General features: G+C 74.1%; 12 protein-coding genes. 9 read left to right on the top strand and 3 right to left on the bottom strand.

Features of this window, described 5'->3' with window-relative positions; translation table 11 throughout:
- Nucleotides 1-319: 319 nt before the first annotated feature.
- A complete protein-coding gene (locus ACIRQF_RS03255; protein ID WP_404088377.1) occupies nt 320-3,202 on the bottom strand; it encodes an AAA family ATPase in 2,883 nt (960 codons plus the stop codon).
- 353 nt (nt 3,203-3,555) lie between these two features.
- Between ACIRQF_RS03255 and ACIRQF_RS03260 the strand changes: the two genes are divergently transcribed.
- The 9 genes from ACIRQF_RS03260 (at nt 3,556) to ACIRQF_RS03300 (ending at nt 13,785) form a co-directional block, all read left to right on the top strand.
- Complete coding sequence (locus tag ACIRQF_RS03260; protein WP_376628462.1) at nt 3,556-3,639, top strand: putative leader peptide; 84 nt, start codon at nt 3,556-3,558, stop codon at nt 3,637-3,639.
- A 292-nt stretch (nt 3,640-3,931) separates the two neighbouring features.
- On the top strand, nt 3,932-5,002 hold the full coding sequence (locus tag ACIRQF_RS03265) for an ABC transporter substrate-binding protein (protein WP_376628245.1): 1,071 nt from the start codon (nt 3,932-3,934) through the stop codon (nt 5,000-5,002).
- Nucleotides 5,003-5,006: 4 nt separating this feature from the next.
- Nucleotides 5,007-5,855 (top strand): ABC transporter ATP-binding protein, encoded by an 849-nt coding sequence (locus tag ACIRQF_RS03270; RefSeq protein ID WP_382487126.1) that lies wholly within the window; start codon nt 5,007-5,009, stop codon nt 5,853-5,855.
- The gene (locus ACIRQF_RS03275; RefSeq protein WP_404088380.1) at nt 5,852-6,886 is read left to right on the top strand and encodes an ABC transporter permease; all 1,035 of its coding nucleotides are present in this window, start codon (nt 5,852-5,854) and stop codon (nt 6,884-6,886) included. Before ACIRQF_RS03270 ends, ACIRQF_RS03275 begins: the two co-directional genes overlap by 4 nt.
- A 211-nt stretch (nt 6,887-7,097) precedes the next feature.
- On the top strand, nt 7,098-8,444 hold the full coding sequence (locus ACIRQF_RS03280; protein WP_404088382.1) for an LLM class flavin-dependent oxidoreductase: 1,347 nt from the start codon (nt 7,098-7,100) through the stop codon (nt 8,442-8,444).
- Nucleotides 8,445-8,606: 162 nt separating this feature from the next.
- Complete coding sequence (locus ACIRQF_RS03285) at nt 8,607-9,506, top strand: TauD/TfdA dioxygenase family protein (protein ID WP_376628251.1); 900 nt, start codon at nt 8,607-8,609, stop codon at nt 9,504-9,506.
- A 375-nt stretch (nt 9,507-9,881) separates the two neighbouring features.
- A complete protein-coding gene (locus ACIRQF_RS03290; protein ID WP_404088384.1) occupies nt 9,882-11,228 on the top strand; it encodes a cytochrome P450 in 1,347 nt (448 codons plus the stop codon).
- Nucleotides 11,229-11,610: 382 nt separating this feature from the next.
- Nucleotides 11,611-11,943: a three-helix bundle dimerization domain-containing protein gene (locus tag ACIRQF_RS03295; RefSeq protein ID WP_404088386.1), complete on the top strand. Its 333-nt coding sequence runs from the start codon at nt 11,611-11,613 to the stop codon at nt 11,941-11,943.
- 114 nt (nt 11,944-12,057) lie between these two features.
- Nucleotides 12,058-13,785 carry a SulP family inorganic anion transporter gene (locus ACIRQF_RS03300; RefSeq protein WP_404088388.1) on the top strand — a complete coding sequence of 576 codons (1,728 nt, stop codon included), beginning with the start codon at nt 12,058-12,060 and terminating at the stop codon, nt 13,783-13,785.
- 91 nt (nt 13,786-13,876) lie between these two features.
- Here the strand turns inward: ACIRQF_RS03300 and ACIRQF_RS03305 are convergent, their stop codons facing one another.
- Both ACIRQF_RS03305 and hypE read right to left on the bottom strand, forming a co-directional pair.
- Nucleotides 13,877-15,211 (bottom strand): geranylgeranyl reductase family protein, encoded by a 1,335-nt coding sequence (locus ACIRQF_RS03305; protein ID WP_376628259.1) that lies wholly within the window; start codon nt 15,209-15,211, stop codon nt 13,877-13,879.
- Nucleotides 15,212-15,589: 378 nt separating this feature from the next.
- Nucleotides 15,590-16,630, bottom strand: a complete 1,041-nt coding sequence (gene hypE / locus ACIRQF_RS03310; protein ID WP_404089501.1) for a hydrogenase expression/formation protein HypE — start codon at nt 16,628-16,630, stop codon at nt 15,590-15,592.
- Between the last annotated feature and the right edge of the window lie 37 nt (nt 16,631-16,667).

Below are 16,667 nucleotides of genomic sequence, written 5' to 3' on the forward strand. Positions count from 1 at the left end.
CGGCACGCCCGCCGGGGCGCCGCCGCCCGTCCGGGCCGGGTCTGCGCCGCCGGGCGTGGCCGGCTGGGGGGAGTGTGGCCCTGTGCCGGGTACGCGGACTCCGGTGCCGGCACGCCCGCCGGGGCGCCGCCGCCCGTCCGGGCCGGGTCTGCGCCGCCGGGCGTGGCCGGCTGGGGGGAGTGTGGCCCTGTGCCGGGTACGCGGGCTCGGCACGTACGGCAGGTGGCGGGCGTGGTGCGCCCGCTTCGCCGCGTCCGCGGACTCCGGCCGCGCGGGCCGGGGAGAGGTGTGGCGGCCCCTCCGAGCCGCCAGGGGTGCGTCAGGCGTCCGGCCCCGGCTCCCCCAGCGCGTCCGCCACGGCCTTGCGAGTGGTGCGGAGCTTGCGCAGGACGCGGGCCACGTGGTTCTCGACGGTCCGCGGCGAGAGGTAGAGCGTGTCCGCGATGGCCTGGTTGGTGGCGCCGGTCGCCAGCAGTTCGGCAACCTCCCGTTCACGCGGTGACAGCCGGTCCCCGTAGCCGCGGCGCCCCGGTGTCCCGGGCCGGGTGAGGCCGAGGTCCGCCGTCAGGTGCCGGCAGCGGGCGAGATCGGCGGGGGCGCCGAGGGCGGAGTACGAGTCGGCGGCCGCCGCCAGGGCCGCCGCGGCCTCCTCGGGCCTGCCGGCCGGCGCGAGCGCCCGGCCTTGGCGTTCGGCGGCGCGCGCCGCCTCGTACGGGCGTCCGACGTCCCGCCAGGCGTGATGCGCGGCCGCGTACTCCTCGGCCGCGCGCCCGGGGTCGGCGGCGAGCAGCAGCAGTCCGTCCGCCAGGTGCAGCTCGGCCGTCGCCGCGGGGGCGTCCCGGCCCCGGATCCCCTCGCGCACCTCCTCGGCGAGCCGCTCGGCCGAGGCGCGGTCGCCGCAGCCGAGTGCGGCCTCGACGGCCGCGGGGACGAGGCCGGTCGCCTTGGTCCAGGCCTGTGCGCGCCGGAGTACGGCGAGGGCGGGCCCGGCCGCGGCCCAGGCCTCCTGCTCGGCTCCCTGAGCGAGCCGGACGGACATCAGGCCGGCGGTGCCGCGCAGCTCGGTCCCCACGGCGATCTGGCGCTCCCCGTGCTGCACCGCCTCGGCGAACCGCTCCAGCGCCGCGCCGCGCTGCCCGCGCGCGAACGCCAGCGTGCCCAGGGCGAGCAGGCGTTCCGCGCGGGGCACGCCGATGTCCGGATAGGCGGCGATGAGGGCGTCGAAGCGGTCCTCCAGGCCGTCCCAGCGCCCGGCGAGGGTGTCCAGGCACAGTTCGAGGACGCGCCCGTAGCACTCCACGATCACCGCGCCGGCCCGGCGGCCCTGCTGCCGGCTCTCCGTGACCAGTGCGGCGGCGCGGCGGTCGTGTCCGAGGGCGATGGCCGCCTCGGCGACGTTGTGGAGCGCCCGGGCGGTCTGCCAGAGCCGGGCCGGGGAGTCCGCGTCCCGCGGCAGGCGGTCGAGGAGGTCCCAGAGCGTGTGGTCCCCCTGCCAGCCGAGGAGCGTCAGTCGCGTCGCGTCGAAGGCGACCCGGAGGCCCTCGTCCCCGCTGTCCGCGAGTGTCCGCCGCGCCCGTTCCATCCAGCGTGCGGACCACTCGGGCCCGGCACGCTCGTCGAGCGCGAGGGCGAGCATCCCCCGGCCCGCCGTGACGGGACGTTCCGCGAGCTCCTCGACCGCGCGTTCGAGTTCGCGCACCCACGAGGGGGAGGCGGCCTCGTTCAGCAACAGCAGTCCGAGGCCCATGCGGATCTCCCCGCGGACCGCCCTCGGCAGGTGCGGGTCACCCACCAGCCGCCGCAGCAGCTGGGCCCCGGCGGTGAAGTCGACCCCGTTGTAGGCGATCCGCGCGAGCGCGGTGGCCGCCCGGGAGCGACGCGCGGTGTCGAGGTCGGGCTCGTCGAGGATCCGGTGGAGCAGTGCGGCGGCCGTGCCCTGGTCCCCGACCGCGGCGGCCTGCTCGGCGGCCTCCTCGGCCCGGTGCAGCCACGCGGCGCGGTCGCCGAGCGCCAGGGTGTGGTGGGCGATCTGTACGAGCGGGGCCGGTGTGCGTGCCCCGAGCGCCGCCACGGCCGACCGGTGGAGCCGGCCCCGCCGCGGCGCCGGGACGTGCCCGTACGCGACCTGCTGGGCGAGGACGTGGCGGAACGCGTAGCGGTGGTCCTCCGTCTCGCGGAGCAGCGAGCTGCGCAAGGCCTCGATCAGCCCCTCGGTACCGGTCTCGGCGTCCAGCCCGGCGACGGCGGCGAGCAGCGCCTCGTCCGAGGGGACGGCGAGCACGGCCGCGGCGTCGACGATCGCCGCACCGGCCTCCGACAGGGCCACCAGCCGCTCGGTGACCGCCTCCCGCAGGCCCTTCGGCACGTCGGTGTCCTGGAGGCGGCGCACCGCCTCCCGCTGGTCGATCGTGCCGCCCTGCCCGGCGAGCGTGAGCAGGTCCTCCTCGGCGACGAGCGGCAGGCCCTCGCTCCGTTCGTGGAGTGCGGACGCCAGCGCGGGCGTGGCGACGGGGCCCAGCGCGGCGGAGGCCAGTTCCCGGGTCTCCTCCGCCGTGAGCGGGCCGAGCCTGATCACGGCGCCGCCCGCGCCCGACGGGTGGCGGTACGCGGCGCCGAGCACCGACGTGTCCGGGGGCAGGTCCTCGGCACGGTAGGTGAGTACGAGGCCGAGCTGGTCCGGCAGGTCGCGGGCGAGGAGCAGGAGCAGGTCCCTGGTGGCCTCGTCGACCCAGTGCATGTCCTCGATGATGAGCACGGTCGGCCCGAGCGCGGCGAGGAACGCGCGCACGCCGTGGACCAGCCGGAGCCGTTCGGCCTGCTCCCCTCCGGTCGCGGGGGGCGCCGGCGGGAGCCGGTCCGCCAGGCCGGGCAGGAGCCGGACCAGGGCGCCGACGGCGTCGGGCAGGGCGCCCTCCGGCAGCCAGGGACCGGCCTTGGTCAGCGCGTCGGACACCGGTCCGTAGGGGAAGGGCTCGCGGAGCGGCTGGCAGAAGCCGGTCAGCACCGGCCGGCCTTCGGCGCGCAGCACCGCGGCGGCCTCGCCGACCAGCCGCGACTTGCCGATGCCGGCCTCGCCCTCGATCAGCACGACGGCGGGCGGGTGCCGTGCGGCGGCCAGGAGCAGGTCCAGTTCACGACGGCGCCCCACGTACCGGAAGGTGCCCACCGCCGTGGCCGCTCCCTGGCCGAGTGACCCCGCCACGTACTCACCCACCTCGCACCGGACGCCCCCGGCCCTTCCAGCCTACGGGCGGGCGCCTCCGGGGACGACCGGACGGACCGACGGGCCGCCGGACGGAACCCAGGGCCGACTGGACGGAACCACGGCCGACAGGACGGAACCGACGGGCGGCAGGACCGACCGATGGCTGGCGGGCGGGGTGGTGTCCAGGCGTCCGGGGACGGCGTCGCGGGCGGGCGAGGACCGCGTCGCGGGCGCGGGCAGGGGGCCGGTTGTGAACGCCGCACTTCACGCGTATGTAGCTCGATTCACTATGCGAGACGCAGGGGGAAGAGACGTTGACGCGTCCGGATTTCGCTGCCAGCCTCTTGGTCGTGAGCGCGTCAGACATCCTCGCCGCGCGGCTCCACGTCGATCTGCGACGTCAAGCCAGCGCCATCTGTGCCGTCGGCCGGTAGAACCGCCGAAAGGCGTATCTCCTCTGCTCTCTTCACGGCCGGTCAAGAGTTCTCGACCGTGCCGCTGCGGATTCCGCCCCCGCTCTTCCACCTCTTCGGAGGATTTCTCCGACGGGGTGCCGTTTCCGGCTCTCCGCGAATGCACCGCCTTTCCGGTCCCTGACGCGCCGTTTCCGGCAGCGCGTTTCCCCGGGGTCGCCAGGCGACGCGTCGTGGAGCCCGTTGCCGTACCCGCAGAAGAGCGCGGCATCAGCTCCCCCAGCCGCTCCCTTTCACGTGAACAGGACTTTCCATGACCACGACGGCGTCGACCCGACGACAGTTCCTGACTCTGCTCGGCCTCTCGGCGGCCGCCGTGAGCTGCGGCACCTCCGCCTCGGGGGCGTCCGGCGCGGGCCGGACCCGGACCTTGCGGTACCAGGGCTGGGCGGGGCAGGTCATCCTGCCGGAGCTGGCCGAGGACCTCGGCTACCTGGAGGACGTGAAGCTGGAGTGGGTCGGCAACACGATCAGCGGGCCGCAGGACATCCAGTCCGCGGCCACCGGGCAGACGGACTTCGGCGGGGCGTTCAACGGCGCGGTCGTCAAACTGGCCGCCAACAAGACTCCCATCAAAGCGGTCATCAGCTATTACGGCTCCGACAAGGACGCCTACAGCGGCTATTACGTGCTCGACGACAGCCCGATCCGATCCGCCCGCGACCTGGCCGGGAAGAAGGTCGGAATGAACACGCTCGGAGCCCACGCGGAGGCCATGCTCGACATCTATCTCCAGCGTGGCGGCGTGTCCGAGGCGGACGTCGACAAGGTCGAGCCGCTGGTGGTGCCTCCGGTGAACACCGAGCAGTCGCTGCGCCAGAAACAGATCGACGTGGCCGTGCTCGGAGGAATCCTGCGCGACAAGGCCCTGGCCACAGGCGGAATCCGCCCGCTGTTCACGGACTTCGAACTTCTCGGTGCCTTCAGTGCCGGCTCCTACGTGATGACGGAACGCTTCCTCCGGCAGAATCCGGACACGGCAAGGACGTTCGTCACCGCCGTGGGACGGGCCATCGCATGGTCGCGCACCACTCCGCGCGACGAGGTCGTCGCCCGGATGACGGACATCGTGAAGAAGCGCGGACGCAACGAGGACACGGCGCCCCTCCGGTACTGGCGGTCCTACGGCGTCGCCGATCCGACGGGCCGTATCGACGGCAAGGAGCTCCAGCTCTGGATCGACTGGCTGTCCGAGCGCGGCGACATCCGCAAGGGTCAGGTCACACTGCATGACCTCTACACCAACGACTTCAACACGGCCGGTCGGGGCGGTGCGGCGAAGCCCGCCTCACCGGCTCCCTCCGCGTCGAAGAGCGGGAGTTGATCCCATGCCGGCATCCACCGCACCCAAGATCGTGTTCGAGGGCGTACGCAAGGACTTCACGGTCAGGGATCCGAAGCGGACGGCGGGTGGGACCCGAAGGTCCAGGGAGTTCACCGCGGTCGAGGACATCGACCTGCAGGTAGCGCCGGGTGAGTTCGTCGTCCTGGTCGGTCCCAGCGGCTGCGGCAAGTCGACCCTGCTGGATCTGCTGGGCGGCCTCGCCCGGCCCACGTCCGGACGGATCCTGCTCGACGGCGAGCCCGTCACCGGTCCCGGCCTGAACCGCGGGATCGTCTTCCAGCAGTACGCCTTGCTGCCCTGGCGCACGGCACTGGGCAACGTCGAGTTCGGCCTGGAGGCCACCGGCGTACCGCGTCGCGAACGGCGCGGACGAGCACGGGAGTTCCTCGACCTCGTCGGCCTCGCCGGGTTCGAGAACCGGCATCCGCACGAGCTGTCCGGCGGGATGCGGCAGCGGGTGGCGATCGCCCGCAGCCTCGCCTACGACCCCGACGTACTGCTCATGGACGAGCCGTTCGCCGCACTGGACGCCCAGACCCGCGAGTCGTTGCAGGACGAACTGCTCCGCATCTGGCAACGGACCGGAAAGACCGTCGTCTTCATCACGCACAGCATCGACGAAGCCGTCTACCTGGGACAGCGCGTCGCCGTCATGACGTCCAGGCCGGGACGCGTCAAGCAGGTCGTGCCGGTCACCCTCGGCCCCCGCACCGGAACGGACGACATCCGTTCCAGCCCCGAGTTCGCCCACCACCGGCACCGGATCTGGTCCCTTCTGCACGACGAGGTGGCCAGGGCCCAGCAGTTGGAGAAGCAGGAGGCAACCGCATGAGCCTCACCACCCGGACCACCACCGAGAAGACTCCCCCGCCCATTGCGGAGAGCCCCGCCGACGCCCCCCACGATCCGGCACCCTCCCCGCCCGCCCCGTCGCCGTCCGCCTCCTCCGCGACCGCGCCGTCAACGTCCGCCTCCCCCGCAGCCGCTCCCGCCTCGCCCGGTCCCGTCCCGTCCGATGCCGTCCCGTCCCCACCGCCGCGACCGTCGCTCCGACTCCCGGCCCGGCCGGCACCGGTCCGCCGGGCGGTCCGACGGCTCGCCACCCTCCTGGTCACCGGTGCCACCAAGTCCGCCGCGATCGCGGCCCTCCTGCTGCTGTGGGAGGCCGCGCCCCGGCTCGGACTGGTCGACCGGGTCTTCCTGCCGCCGTTCAGCGAGGTGGCCGTCGCCTGGTGGGAGCTGGCCGCCGACGGGCAACTCGCCGACCACACCTACGCCAGTCTGGTGCGCTCGTTCAGCGGATTCGGGCTGGCCCTGGCCCTCGCCGTGCCCCTCGGTCTGCTGATCGGCTGGTACCGGCCCGTCGCCGAACTCCTCGGCCCGCTCCTCGAAGTGTTCCGCAACACCGCCGCCCTGGCCCTGCTGCCGGTCTTCGTCCTGCTGCTGGGCATCGGGGAGACCTCGAAGATCTCCATCGTGGTCTACGCGTGCGCCTGGCCCGTCCTGCTCAACACGATCAGCGCCGTACGGAACGTCGACCCCACGCTGCTGAAGCTCGCGAGGTCGATGGACCTGTCCGCGCCCCGGCTGTTCCAGAAGGTCATCCTCCCCTCCGCCGTGCCGGTGATCTTCACCGGCATCCGGCTCGCAGGAGCGGTGTCGATCCTGGTCCTGGTGGCCGCCGAGATGATCGGTGCGAAGGCGGGCCTCGGCTACCTGATCAACGCCTCGCAGTACAACTTCGCGATCCCCCAGATGTACGCGGGCATCGTCACGATCTCCGCCATCGGCGTGGCCTTCAACCAGCTCCTGGTGGCCCTGGAACGCCGGCTCAGCTCCTGGCGCGTCTCGCCCGGCTCCTGACCGGCCCCTGACCGGCCTCCCACCCGGCCATGACCGGGCCACCACCCTCCCGGCCCGGCCCGGCACGGCACGGCACGGCCGGGCACGGCACGGCTCGACCTGGCCTGGCCTGGCGCGACCTGGCCGGCCTGGCCCGACCTGCCCCCCGACCCTCCCCGCCCCGATCGTCCCGCCACGCCGGTCGTCCCACCGCCCCGACCCGAGGAAGCCCATGACCGCGACCAGCCCCCGCCGCCTGCACCTCAACGCCTTCCTGATGAACGCCGGCCATCACGACGCCGCCTGGCGCCACCCGCGCACCCAGCCCGAGCGGATCACCGATCTGCGCTACTTCCAGCAGCTCGCGCGGACCGCCGAGCGCGGCCTGCTCGACTCCGTCTTCCTCGCCGACGGTCTCGCCCTGTGGGGGAACGCCCGGTACAACGCGCTCGGCGGCCTCGAACCGCTCACCCTGCTGTCCGCGCTGGCGGCGGTCACCGAGCACGTCGGCCTGATCGCCACCGTCTCCACCACCTTCAACGAGCCCTTCCACACCGCCCGCAAGTTCGCCTCCCTGGACCACATCAGCGGCGGCCGTGCCGGCTGGAACATCGTCACCTCCGGCACCGAGAACGAGGCCCGCAACTTCGGCCGCGACGAGCATCTCGAGCACCGGCTGCGCTACGCGCGGGCCCGGGAGTTCGTCGAGGTCACCACCAAGCTGTGGGACAGCTGGGAGGACGACGCGATCGTGCTCGACCGTGAGCGCGGCGTCTACGCGGACACCGACCGGGTGCGGGAGATCGACCACCGCGGCGAGCACTTCGCGGTGCGGGGGCCACTGAACGTTCCGCGCAGTCCACAGGGCCACCCGCTGCTGGTGCAGGCCGGTTCGTCGGAGGACGGCAAGGAGTTCGCCGCGCAGTACGCCGAGGCCGTGTTCACCGCCCAGCAGACGCTTGCCGACGGCCAGGCCTTCTACAAGGACCTCAAGTCCCGGCTCGCGCGCCACGGCCGCGACGAGGACCAGCTGCTGGTGCTCCCTGGCATCGCCCCCGTCATCGGCCCGACCGAGGCCGAGGCACGCGCCCTGGAGCAGGAGCTGACGGAGCTGCAGATCCCCGAGTACGGGCTCGCCCAGCTGTCCGGGATGCTCGGCACCGACCTGACGGGAGTGCCGCTGGACGGGCCGCTGCCCGACCTGCCCGAGGAGCGGGACATCAACGGCAACAAGAGCCGTTTCACGCTCGTCGCCGAACTCGCCCGTCGCGACGACCTGACCGTGCGCGAACTCATCGCCCGCCTCGGCGCCGGGCGCGGCCACCGCGTCCTCGCCGGCACTCCGGAGCAGATCGCCGACGAGCTCCAGCGGTGGTTCACCCAGGGCGCCGCGGACGGCTTCAACATCATGCCGCCCCATCTGCCCGGCGGACTGGAGGACTTCGTCGACCACGTCGTGCCGATCCTGCAGCGCCGCGGCCTGTTCCGCACCGAGTACACCGGCCGCACCCTTCGCGAGCACTACGGGCTGGCGCGCCCCGCCGGCCGGTCGACCGCGGCGGCGGGACGGTCCCTGTGAACGAGTCGGGCCTCCCCGGGACCACCGGCGCCCCAAGCCCTCACGTCCCCCGCCCCTCACGACCCTCGCCTCACCTCCCCTCGCCTCACCTCCCCTCGCCTCACCTCTCCTCGCCTCACCTCTCCATCTCCTGACCCGCACCTTCACGGAAGGACCCCGCACATGACCACCAGCACCGCCTTCGACGTCCGCAGGATCGGAGGCCGTATCGGCGCCGAGATCGTCGGCGTGGACCTCGGCAGCGACCTCGCCCCCGCAGTCGTCTCGGAGATCAACGCCGCGCTCCTGGAGCACAAGGCGCTCGTCTTCCGGAACCAGCAGCTCGACGAGGAGGGCCAGCTCCGCTTCGCCTCCCTCTTCGGCCCGCTGACCACCGCGCACCCGACCGTGCCGTCCGTCGAGGGCCGGCCCGAGATCCTGCCCGTCGACGGCGACGAAGGCATCCGCGCCAACCACTGGCACACGGACGTCACCTTCGTCCGCACCCCGCCGAAGGCGTCCACGCTGCGGAGCATCGTGGTCCCGCCGTACGGCGGCAACACCCTCATCGCCAACACCGCGGCCGCGTACCGGGACCTGCCCGAGCCGCTGCGCGAGCTGGCCGACAAGCTGTGGGCGGTGCACACCAACGCCTACGACTACGCCGCCCCGAAGAACGAGAAGGCGGCCGAGCACCGCAGGCGGTTCGTGTCCCGCACCTACCGCACCGCCCACCCGGTCGTCCGCGTGCATCCCGAGACCGGGGAGCGCGGGCTGTTCATCGGAGGCTTCGCCCAGAGCATCATCGGCTTCGGCCCCTCCGAATCCCGTGACCTGCTGCGCATCTTCCAGGGATACGTCACCCGCCCCGAGAACATCCTGCGGGTGGCCTGGCAGCCGGGCGACCTCGTCCTGTTCGACAACCGCATCACCCAGCACTACGCCCCGGACGACTACGGCGACCTGCCCCGCCTGCTGCACCGGGTGACCGTCGCGGGCGACGTCCCGGCCGCCGTCGACGGCACGCTCAGTCACATCGTCGAAGGCGACGACGCCGGCCACTACACCCCCGCGTCGGCCTGATCTCACACCGTTCGCCCGTCAGGCGGGCGGGGGGGTGTAACGGTCCGCGCGCGGGCGGTGTGCTCGTCCTGCGGGGTGGGCTGCGGGGTGGGCTGCGGGATCGTCCTCGACATCGCGATCGCGCGCGGGTCGGCGGACGGTCCCCGGCGAGCCGTGCGGACCGTCGGGGACAGGCCCATCCGGCCAGTTCCGGGCGTCTCCGCACGAAGGGCTCCACCAGCGCCGACATGAGGGACGCCCGCGCGGGCCACGGCGGCGCTGGTGCGGAGCGAGCGGGGTGGTGAGCATGGCCGCGTGGCCTGGGGCGATCGCGCGTAGTGATCCCCCGCACACACCGCCCGCTCCGGGCGCGGGCGCGTGCTAGCGTCCGCGAGCGTGACTTCCGCCCTCACCGCGCCCGCGTCCTCTCCGGCTGCCGCCGGATCCTGCCCGTACGAGCGCTCGGTCGCCCCGACGATCGCGGGGGCGGCCCCGCAGGACCCCTTCGGGCTGCTCGACCTCTTCGACGAGGGCTTCGTCGGCGACCCGTACCCCTGGCTGGACCGTCTGCGGTCCGAGGCTCCGGTCCACCACGATCCCGCCACCGGGCTGTGGCTGGTCAGCCGCTACGAGGACATCCGCAGGGTGCTCCTCGATCCGGCCGCCTTCCGGCCGGACAACGCCCAGAACGCGGTCACGCCCCTGGGCGTCCCGGTGCTTCGGGTCCTCGCCCGGGCGGGCTTCCGGCTGCGCCCCGCGCTGGCCAACAACGCGTCCGAGAGTCACGCGGGCCTGCGCCGCGTCGTCACGCGCTTCTTCAACGCCCAGCGGGTGGCGGCCGCCGTCCCGGTGATCGAGCGGATCGCGGACGAACTGCTCGACTCGGTGCTGGAGGAGCTCGGCGGCACCGGGGAGAGCGACCTCTTCTCCGCGTTCGCGCACACGCTGCCCTGCCGGGTGATGATGGAGCTCCTCGGCATCGAGAATCTGGACGCCGCCACGCTGGTGCGCTGGAGCGACGCCTCCCTGGAGCTCTTCTGGGGGCGCCCCTCGCCCGCCCGCCGACTCGAACTGGCGCAGCTGGTCGGGGAGTTCCACCAGTGGCTCACGGAGCTCGTGAGCCGCAGGCCCGCGCCGGAGGACAGCTTCGTGGGGGCCCTGGCCCGGCACCGCCTGCCCGACGGGACGCTGCTGGATCCGCGGACCGCCGTCGGGGCGTGCTTCTTCGTCTTCATCGCCGGGCAGTCCACGACCGGACAGCTGATCTCCACCGTTCTGCGCCGCGCACTCGCCGAGCCCGGGGTGTGGCCGCGGCCCGCACACGAGGAGGGCTTCGCCGAGGCGTGGGTCGAGGAGGTGCTGCGGCGCGAGCCGCCCGTCACGTCGTGGCGCCGGGTGACCGCGCGCCCGCTGGAACTGGGCGGCGTCGAACTGCCTGCCGGTGCCGAGCTGTTGCTGATGCTCATGGGCAGCGGCTCGGACCCGGACGTCTTCGACGCCCCCGGGCGGATGGCCCCCGGCCGCGCGAACATCCGCCATCACCTCGCCTTCGGGGTGGGGCGCCACCGCTGCCCGGGGGCGGCCCTGGCGCGTACGGAGGCGGCCGTGGCCCTGCGCGCGGCGGCCCGCCGCCTGCCCGGCGTCCGGCTCGCACCCGAAGCGGCCCAGGCGCCCACCCTCGGGCTGCTCTCCTTCCGCGCGCCGCTGCGGGTCCCGGTGGTCGCGCCGACGCCCTCGGCCTGACACACGCTGGGCCGACGCCCTTCGGCCGGCGGGGTCCCCCGGCCGTCCCGAGCGGGGTGTCCCTCCGGAGAGCGATCTTGTCCGGGCGCGCCGACAATGAACCTGACGGGCCTTCCCGCGACGACGGCGGGTCGGGTGGTTCTACGGTCGGGAGGTCGTGGGACGTGGCATGGGTGTGGCCATGACGGTGGAGGAGCGGACTCCGCCCGTCGGCCCCGACCGTCCTGCCGAGGGGACCGGTCGTCTTCCCGGAACCCCGACGGGGACGCCCGCCGCGGCCATGACGTCCGAGGCGACCGGGAGGCCCGCGGCAGCGGTGCCGGGCGAGGCGCCGGCGGCGAGCGGAGCGGCCGGGCAGCCCGGTCGCGAGGAGCCGTCCGGAGTGCCGTCCTCCGGGCCGTCGGACGAGTCGCCCTCCCTCAGGGATCTCGTGGCGCGGCTGACGAGCGCCTACCCCTCGGTCGACACGGCCGCGGTCGAGGCCGCGGTCGCCGCCTCCTACGACCACTTCGAACAGGCCCGGATCAGGGCGTACCTCCCTATCCTGGTCGAACGGCGGTCCCGGAAGGCCCTGGACGCGGTCCGCGGGACCGAGGGCGGCCGGGCCGACATCCGCACGCCCGGTCCGGAGCCGGACGCGGCCACGGATCGGAGGCAGGACGATGACGGAACGGTCGGATTCCGGGGGAGGACCGCGCCGGACTTCGGAGGGTGAACGGGACGCGCGTACGCCCACCGGGTTCCTCGGCGCGCTTCCCTTCGCGTTCCCGGGCCGGCAGCCGGCCCCGCCGTCCCCGGCCAGGCCGCCGGTCCGGCGGTCCAGAGCCGCATGACGCCCTCGTGGTGGCGGGCCGTCCCCGGGGTCCGCGCGTTCTCGTCGTACCGGCGCGAGTGGCTGGTCAAGGACCTGGTGGCGGGGATCGTCCTGACCACGCTGCTGGTGCCGCAGGGCATGGCGTACGCCGAACTGGCGGGGCTGCCGCCCATCACCGGCCTGTACACGACGGTGCTCTGCCTGCTCGGATACGCGCTGTCCGGGCCCTCCCGGATCCTGGTGCTGGGCCCGGACTCCTCGCTCGGCCCGATGATCGCCGCGACGGTGCTGCCCCTTGTGGCGGCCGACGGGGATCCCGCGCGGGCCGTCGCGCTGGCGTCGATGCTCGCTCTGATGGTGGCGGGCATCATGATCCTTTCCTCGGTCGCGAAGCTCGGCTTCGTGGCCGACCTGATCTCCAAGCCGACGATGATCGGCTACATGAACGGCCTGGCGCTGACGATCCTGATCGGCCAGCTGCCCAAGCTGCTCGGCTTCAAGGTCGAGGCGGACGACCTGATCGGCGAGTTCACCGGCTTCGTGGCCAAGCTCGGCGAGGGGGCGACGGTACCGGCCGCCGCCGCGGTCGGCTGTGGCGGGATCGCCGTGATCCTGGTCCTCCAGCGCTTCCTGCCGAAGGTGCCCGCGGTGCTGGTGATGGTCGTCCTGGCGATCGCCGCGACCACCGTGTTCGACCTGGGCGCGCGCGGGGTCTCGCTGGTCGGTGAACTTCCCGAGGGGTTCCCGCCCTTCACCGTCCCGGACGTGCGGCTCGCCGACCTGTCGCTGCTGCTCGGCGGCGCGCTGGGCATCGCGCTGGTGTCCCTGGCCGACACGATCTCGAACGCCTCGGCCTTCGCGGCCCGCCAGGGTCAGGAGGTGCGCGGCAACCAGGAGATGGCCGCGATCGGCGTGGCCAACCTGGCGGCCGGTCTCTTCCAGGGCTTCCCGGTCAGCACCAGCGGATCGCGTACGGCGGTCGCGGAGCGCGCCGGCGCCAGGAGCCAGCTCACCGGGGTCGTCGGCGCGGTGATCGTCGTCCTCATGCTCGTGCTGGTGCCGGGCCTGTTCCGCGACCTGCCCCAGCCGGCCCTCGCCGCCGTGGTGATCACGGCGTCACTGTCGCTTGCCGACATCCCGGCCGCCGTGCGCCTGTGGCGGCAGCGCCGGACGGAGTTCCTGCTCTGCTGCGCCGCGTTCGCCGGCGTGGCCCTGATCGGTGTGCTGGCCGGGATCGCCGTCGCCGTGGCGCTGTCCGTGCTCAACGTCTTCCGCCGCGCCTGGTGGCCGTACCGCACCGTGCTGGGGCGGGTGCCGGGCCTGGAGGGCTACCACGACGTCCGCTCCCACGCCGGGGCCCAGCTGCTGCCCGGCCTGGTCGTCTACCGCTTCGACGCCCCGCTGGTCTTCGCGAACGCCCGGACCTTCCGGGAGGAGATCAGGCGCCTGGCCGGGGCGGAACCGCCGCCGCGCTGGATCGTGATCGCGGCGGAGCCCATGACCGACGTGGACACCACCGCGGCGGACACCTTGCGGGAGCTGGCCGAGACGCTGGAGGCACAGGGCGTGCACCTGGTGTTCGCCGAGCTCAAGGACCCCGTGCGGCACGCGATCGAGCGGTACGGGCTGATGCGGACGCTCGACGCCCGGCGCTTCTTCCCCACCGTGGAGGCGGCCGTCGCCGCCTACCGTCGGCGGCACCCGGGAGCCGACTGGACGCCGGGGGCCGAGGACGGCCGGTGAGGCGGCCGGAGCCCCGGCCGGCCGCCGGGGCGACCGGCCCCGGTGCCGGCGTTCCTGCGGGCCATGCGCACGGCCGGTGAGCACGCCGGCGCTACCGCCGCGACACGGGGACGAGGCGGAGGAGCCCGTGCAGGGCGGCGTCGATCGTGTCCTGCGCCGGCTCGTCGCTCACATGGGTCAGCAGCCGGGCCAGGACCTGCAGCAGCCGGGGCGAGGCCATCACCCGGGGGTGGAGGACCGGCCGGAAGCCGAAGCGGGAGAAGAGCAGGTCGCCCGCGACGTTCCCCAGCCGGTAGTAGCGCGCCCAGCGGCGCTGGATCTCGACCGGGTACTGGTGCAGCGCGTGTTCGCGGCGCGGCCCGGCCGGCCGGGCCAGCGCCAGGGCGATGATCTCCGCCGCCACCTCCGCGGCCTCCATGGCCTGGGCGATGCCCTCGCCGCTCCACGGACTGACCATGCCGGCGCTGTCGCCGACGAGGAGCAGGCCGCGGCGGTACTGCGGTCGCCGGTTCAGTCCCATCGGCAGCGGCGCGCTGCGCAGCGGGGAGTCGGCGTTCTCCTCGTGCAGTCCCCACTCGGCGGGCAGCCGGGGCAGCCAGTGCTCCAGCACCGCGCGCAGGTCCACGGGCCGGCGCCGGCGCTGCTGCGGGAGGGCGCCGAGTCCCACGTTGACGCGCCCGTCCCCCAGGGGGAACACCCATCCGTAGCCCGGCAGGTCCGCTCCGGTGCGGGGACAGCGCAGGTCGGCCCACAGCTCCAGGTAGGGGTCGTGGGTGCGGGCCTCGCTGCGGTAGTAGCGGCGGGCGGCCGCGGCGACGGGGCGCTTCGCGTCGCGTTCGAGCCCCAGGCCCAGGGCCGTACGCGCCGAGGCGCCGTCGGCGGCGACCACGAGCGGGGCCCGGTAGCTCACCGGCTCCCCGCCCGGACCGCGGGAGGCGGTGACACCGATGACGTGGCCCGCCCGGTCGGTCAGCGGGCCCGTCACCTTCACGTGCGTCCGCAGGCGCGCGCCGGTGGCGCTCGCGTGCGTGGCGAGCAGGTCGTCGAAGTCGTGCCGGCTCCGGGTCAGGCCGAAGTCGGGGAGGGCACCCAGGCGCGGCCAGTCCAGCTCCACCTGGTGGCCGCCGCAGACCCAGCGCATCCCCTTGTTGCGCATCCAGCCGGGCGCGTCGATGTCGATGCCCATCCGCACCAACTGGTCGACGCTGCGCGGTGTCAGGCCGTCGCCGCAGACCTTCTCGCGGGGGAAGCCGCTCTTCTCCAGGAGCAGCACGTCCACACCGGCGCGCGCCAGGTGCACGGCGGCGGCGGAACCCGCTGGGCCCGCCCCCACCACGATGACCTGTGCCTCCTCGTCACCGGCGCCTTCAGATCCCCCGCGGCCGCCGTCGTGGCCGCCGCCATCCTCGTCACTTTTGGTGATCACTCCCCTACTATGCCCCCAACCAGCGCCGTCAGACCCGCGGCACGGCCGAAGCTGCCGCGCGTTCACGCCGGGTGTCCGGAAGGCGCGCCACGCCGGAAGGCCGGACCACGGGCTCGCCCCGGGGACCGGACCCGGCAACGCTTCGCCGTCCAGGGTCCCGGGGCGCCGGAGCCTTCCGGGAGGGTTTCGACGGAAGCCCGACGGGCCCGTCCCCGGAAGCCCCGGTCACGACCGGCCGGCCTCCTCGGATGCCGGCCGGTCGTGACCCGACCCGTCGCGCCCTCCGACCGGCCCTCGAGCAGCGGCCGCACGCACGCGGCCGCCCGCCGGCGCCCGCGCGCATGCGCCGGGCGGCCGTACGCCGCCCGCGCCCTGCGGTCAGCAGATCCGTGGGAGTTGTTCGCCGAGCGGCATGTCCACCACCCGCGTGCCGCCGAGGCCGGTCCGGGCGACGACCATGCCCGGGTGCTCGGCCACGGCCTCCCCGATGACGGTCGCGCCCGCTCCGAGCGGGTGGGCACGCATGGCCTCCAGCACGGCTTCGGCCCGCTCACGGGGGACGAAGGCCACCAGCTTGCCCTCGTTCGCCACGTACATCGGGTCGAGGCCGAGGATCGCGCAGGCGTTGGCCACGGGATCGGGCACGGGCACGGCGCGTTCCTGGAGGGCCACGCCGGTGCCCGAGGCGACGGCGATCTCGTTGAGCGAGGCGGCCAGTCCGCCCCGCGTGGGGTCGCGCAGCACGTGCAGGTCCGGCGTCACCGCGAGCATCGCCTCGACGAGACCGCCGAGCGGCGCACAGTCGCTCTCGATCTCGACGCCGAACTCCAGGCCCTCCCGCACGCTCAGGATCGCCACGCCGTGGACGCCGACGGGTCCGCTGACGATCACCACGTCACCGGGGACGACGCGCTGCGGACGCAGATCGACCCCTTCCGGGATCAGCCCGATCCCCGACGTGTTGACGTAGATGCCGTCCCCGTGGCCGGCCTCCACGACCTTGGTGTCGCCGGTGACCACCTGGACGCCCGCCGTACGCGCCGCCGCGCCGAGGGCGTCCGCCACCCGGGCGACGACCTCGGTCTCGACGCCCTCTTCGAGGATGAAGCCGCAGGACAGGAAGGCCGCCCTCGCCCCGCTCATCGCGAGGTCGTTCACCGTTCCGTTGACGGCCAGGTCGCCGATGCTGCCGCCGGGGAAGAAGAGCGGGCGCACCACGAAGGAGTCGGTGGAGAAGGCCAGCCGGGCACCCCCGAGTTCGAGGGCGGCCGCGTCCGTGGTGACCGAGAGCGCCGGACCGCCGAAGGCGGGGACGAAGATCTGCTCGACCAGTTCGGCGGACAGGGCACCACCGCCGCCGTGGCCCATCACGACCCGCGCCTGGTCCCTCAGCGGTGCCGGGCAGGTCCAGGCGAGCATGTCCGGCTCCGCTCCCGGAGTGGCGGGGTCCGCGGTG

This window comes from Streptomyces sp. NPDC101191, assembly GCF_044767915.1.
Taxonomy (GTDB): domain Bacteria; phylum Actinomycetota; class Actinomycetes; order Streptomycetales; family Streptomycetaceae; genus Streptomyces.

What these genes read in the sequence shown, in the direction of transcription:
- ACIRQF_RS03285 (WP_376628251.1), top strand. Translation starts at nt 8,607, where the DNA reads ATGACCACCAGCACCGCCTTCGACGTCCGCAGGATCGGAGGCCGTATC.
- ACIRQF_RS03275 (WP_404088380.1), top strand. Translation starts at nt 5,852, where the DNA reads ATGAGCCTCACCACCCGGACCACCACCGAGAAGACTCCCCCGCCCATT.
- ACIRQF_RS03265 (WP_376628245.1), top strand. Translation starts at nt 3,932, where the DNA reads ATGACCACGACGGCGTCGACCCGACGACAGTTCCTGACTCTGCTCGGC.
- hypE (WP_404089501.1), bottom strand. Translation starts at nt 16,630, where the DNA reads ATGCTCGCCTGGACCTGCCCGGCACCGCTGAGGGACCAGGCGCGGGTC.
- ACIRQF_RS03300 (WP_404088388.1), top strand. Translation starts at nt 12,058, where the DNA reads ATGACGCCCTCGTGGTGGCGGGCCGTCCCCGGGGTCCGCGCGTTCTCG.
- ACIRQF_RS03280 (WP_404088382.1), top strand. Translation starts at nt 7,098, where the DNA reads ATGACCGCGACCAGCCCCCGCCGCCTGCACCTCAACGCCTTCCTGATG.
- ACIRQF_RS03270 (WP_382487126.1), top strand. Translation starts at nt 5,007, where the DNA reads ATGCCGGCATCCACCGCACCCAAGATCGTGTTCGAGGGCGTACGCAAG.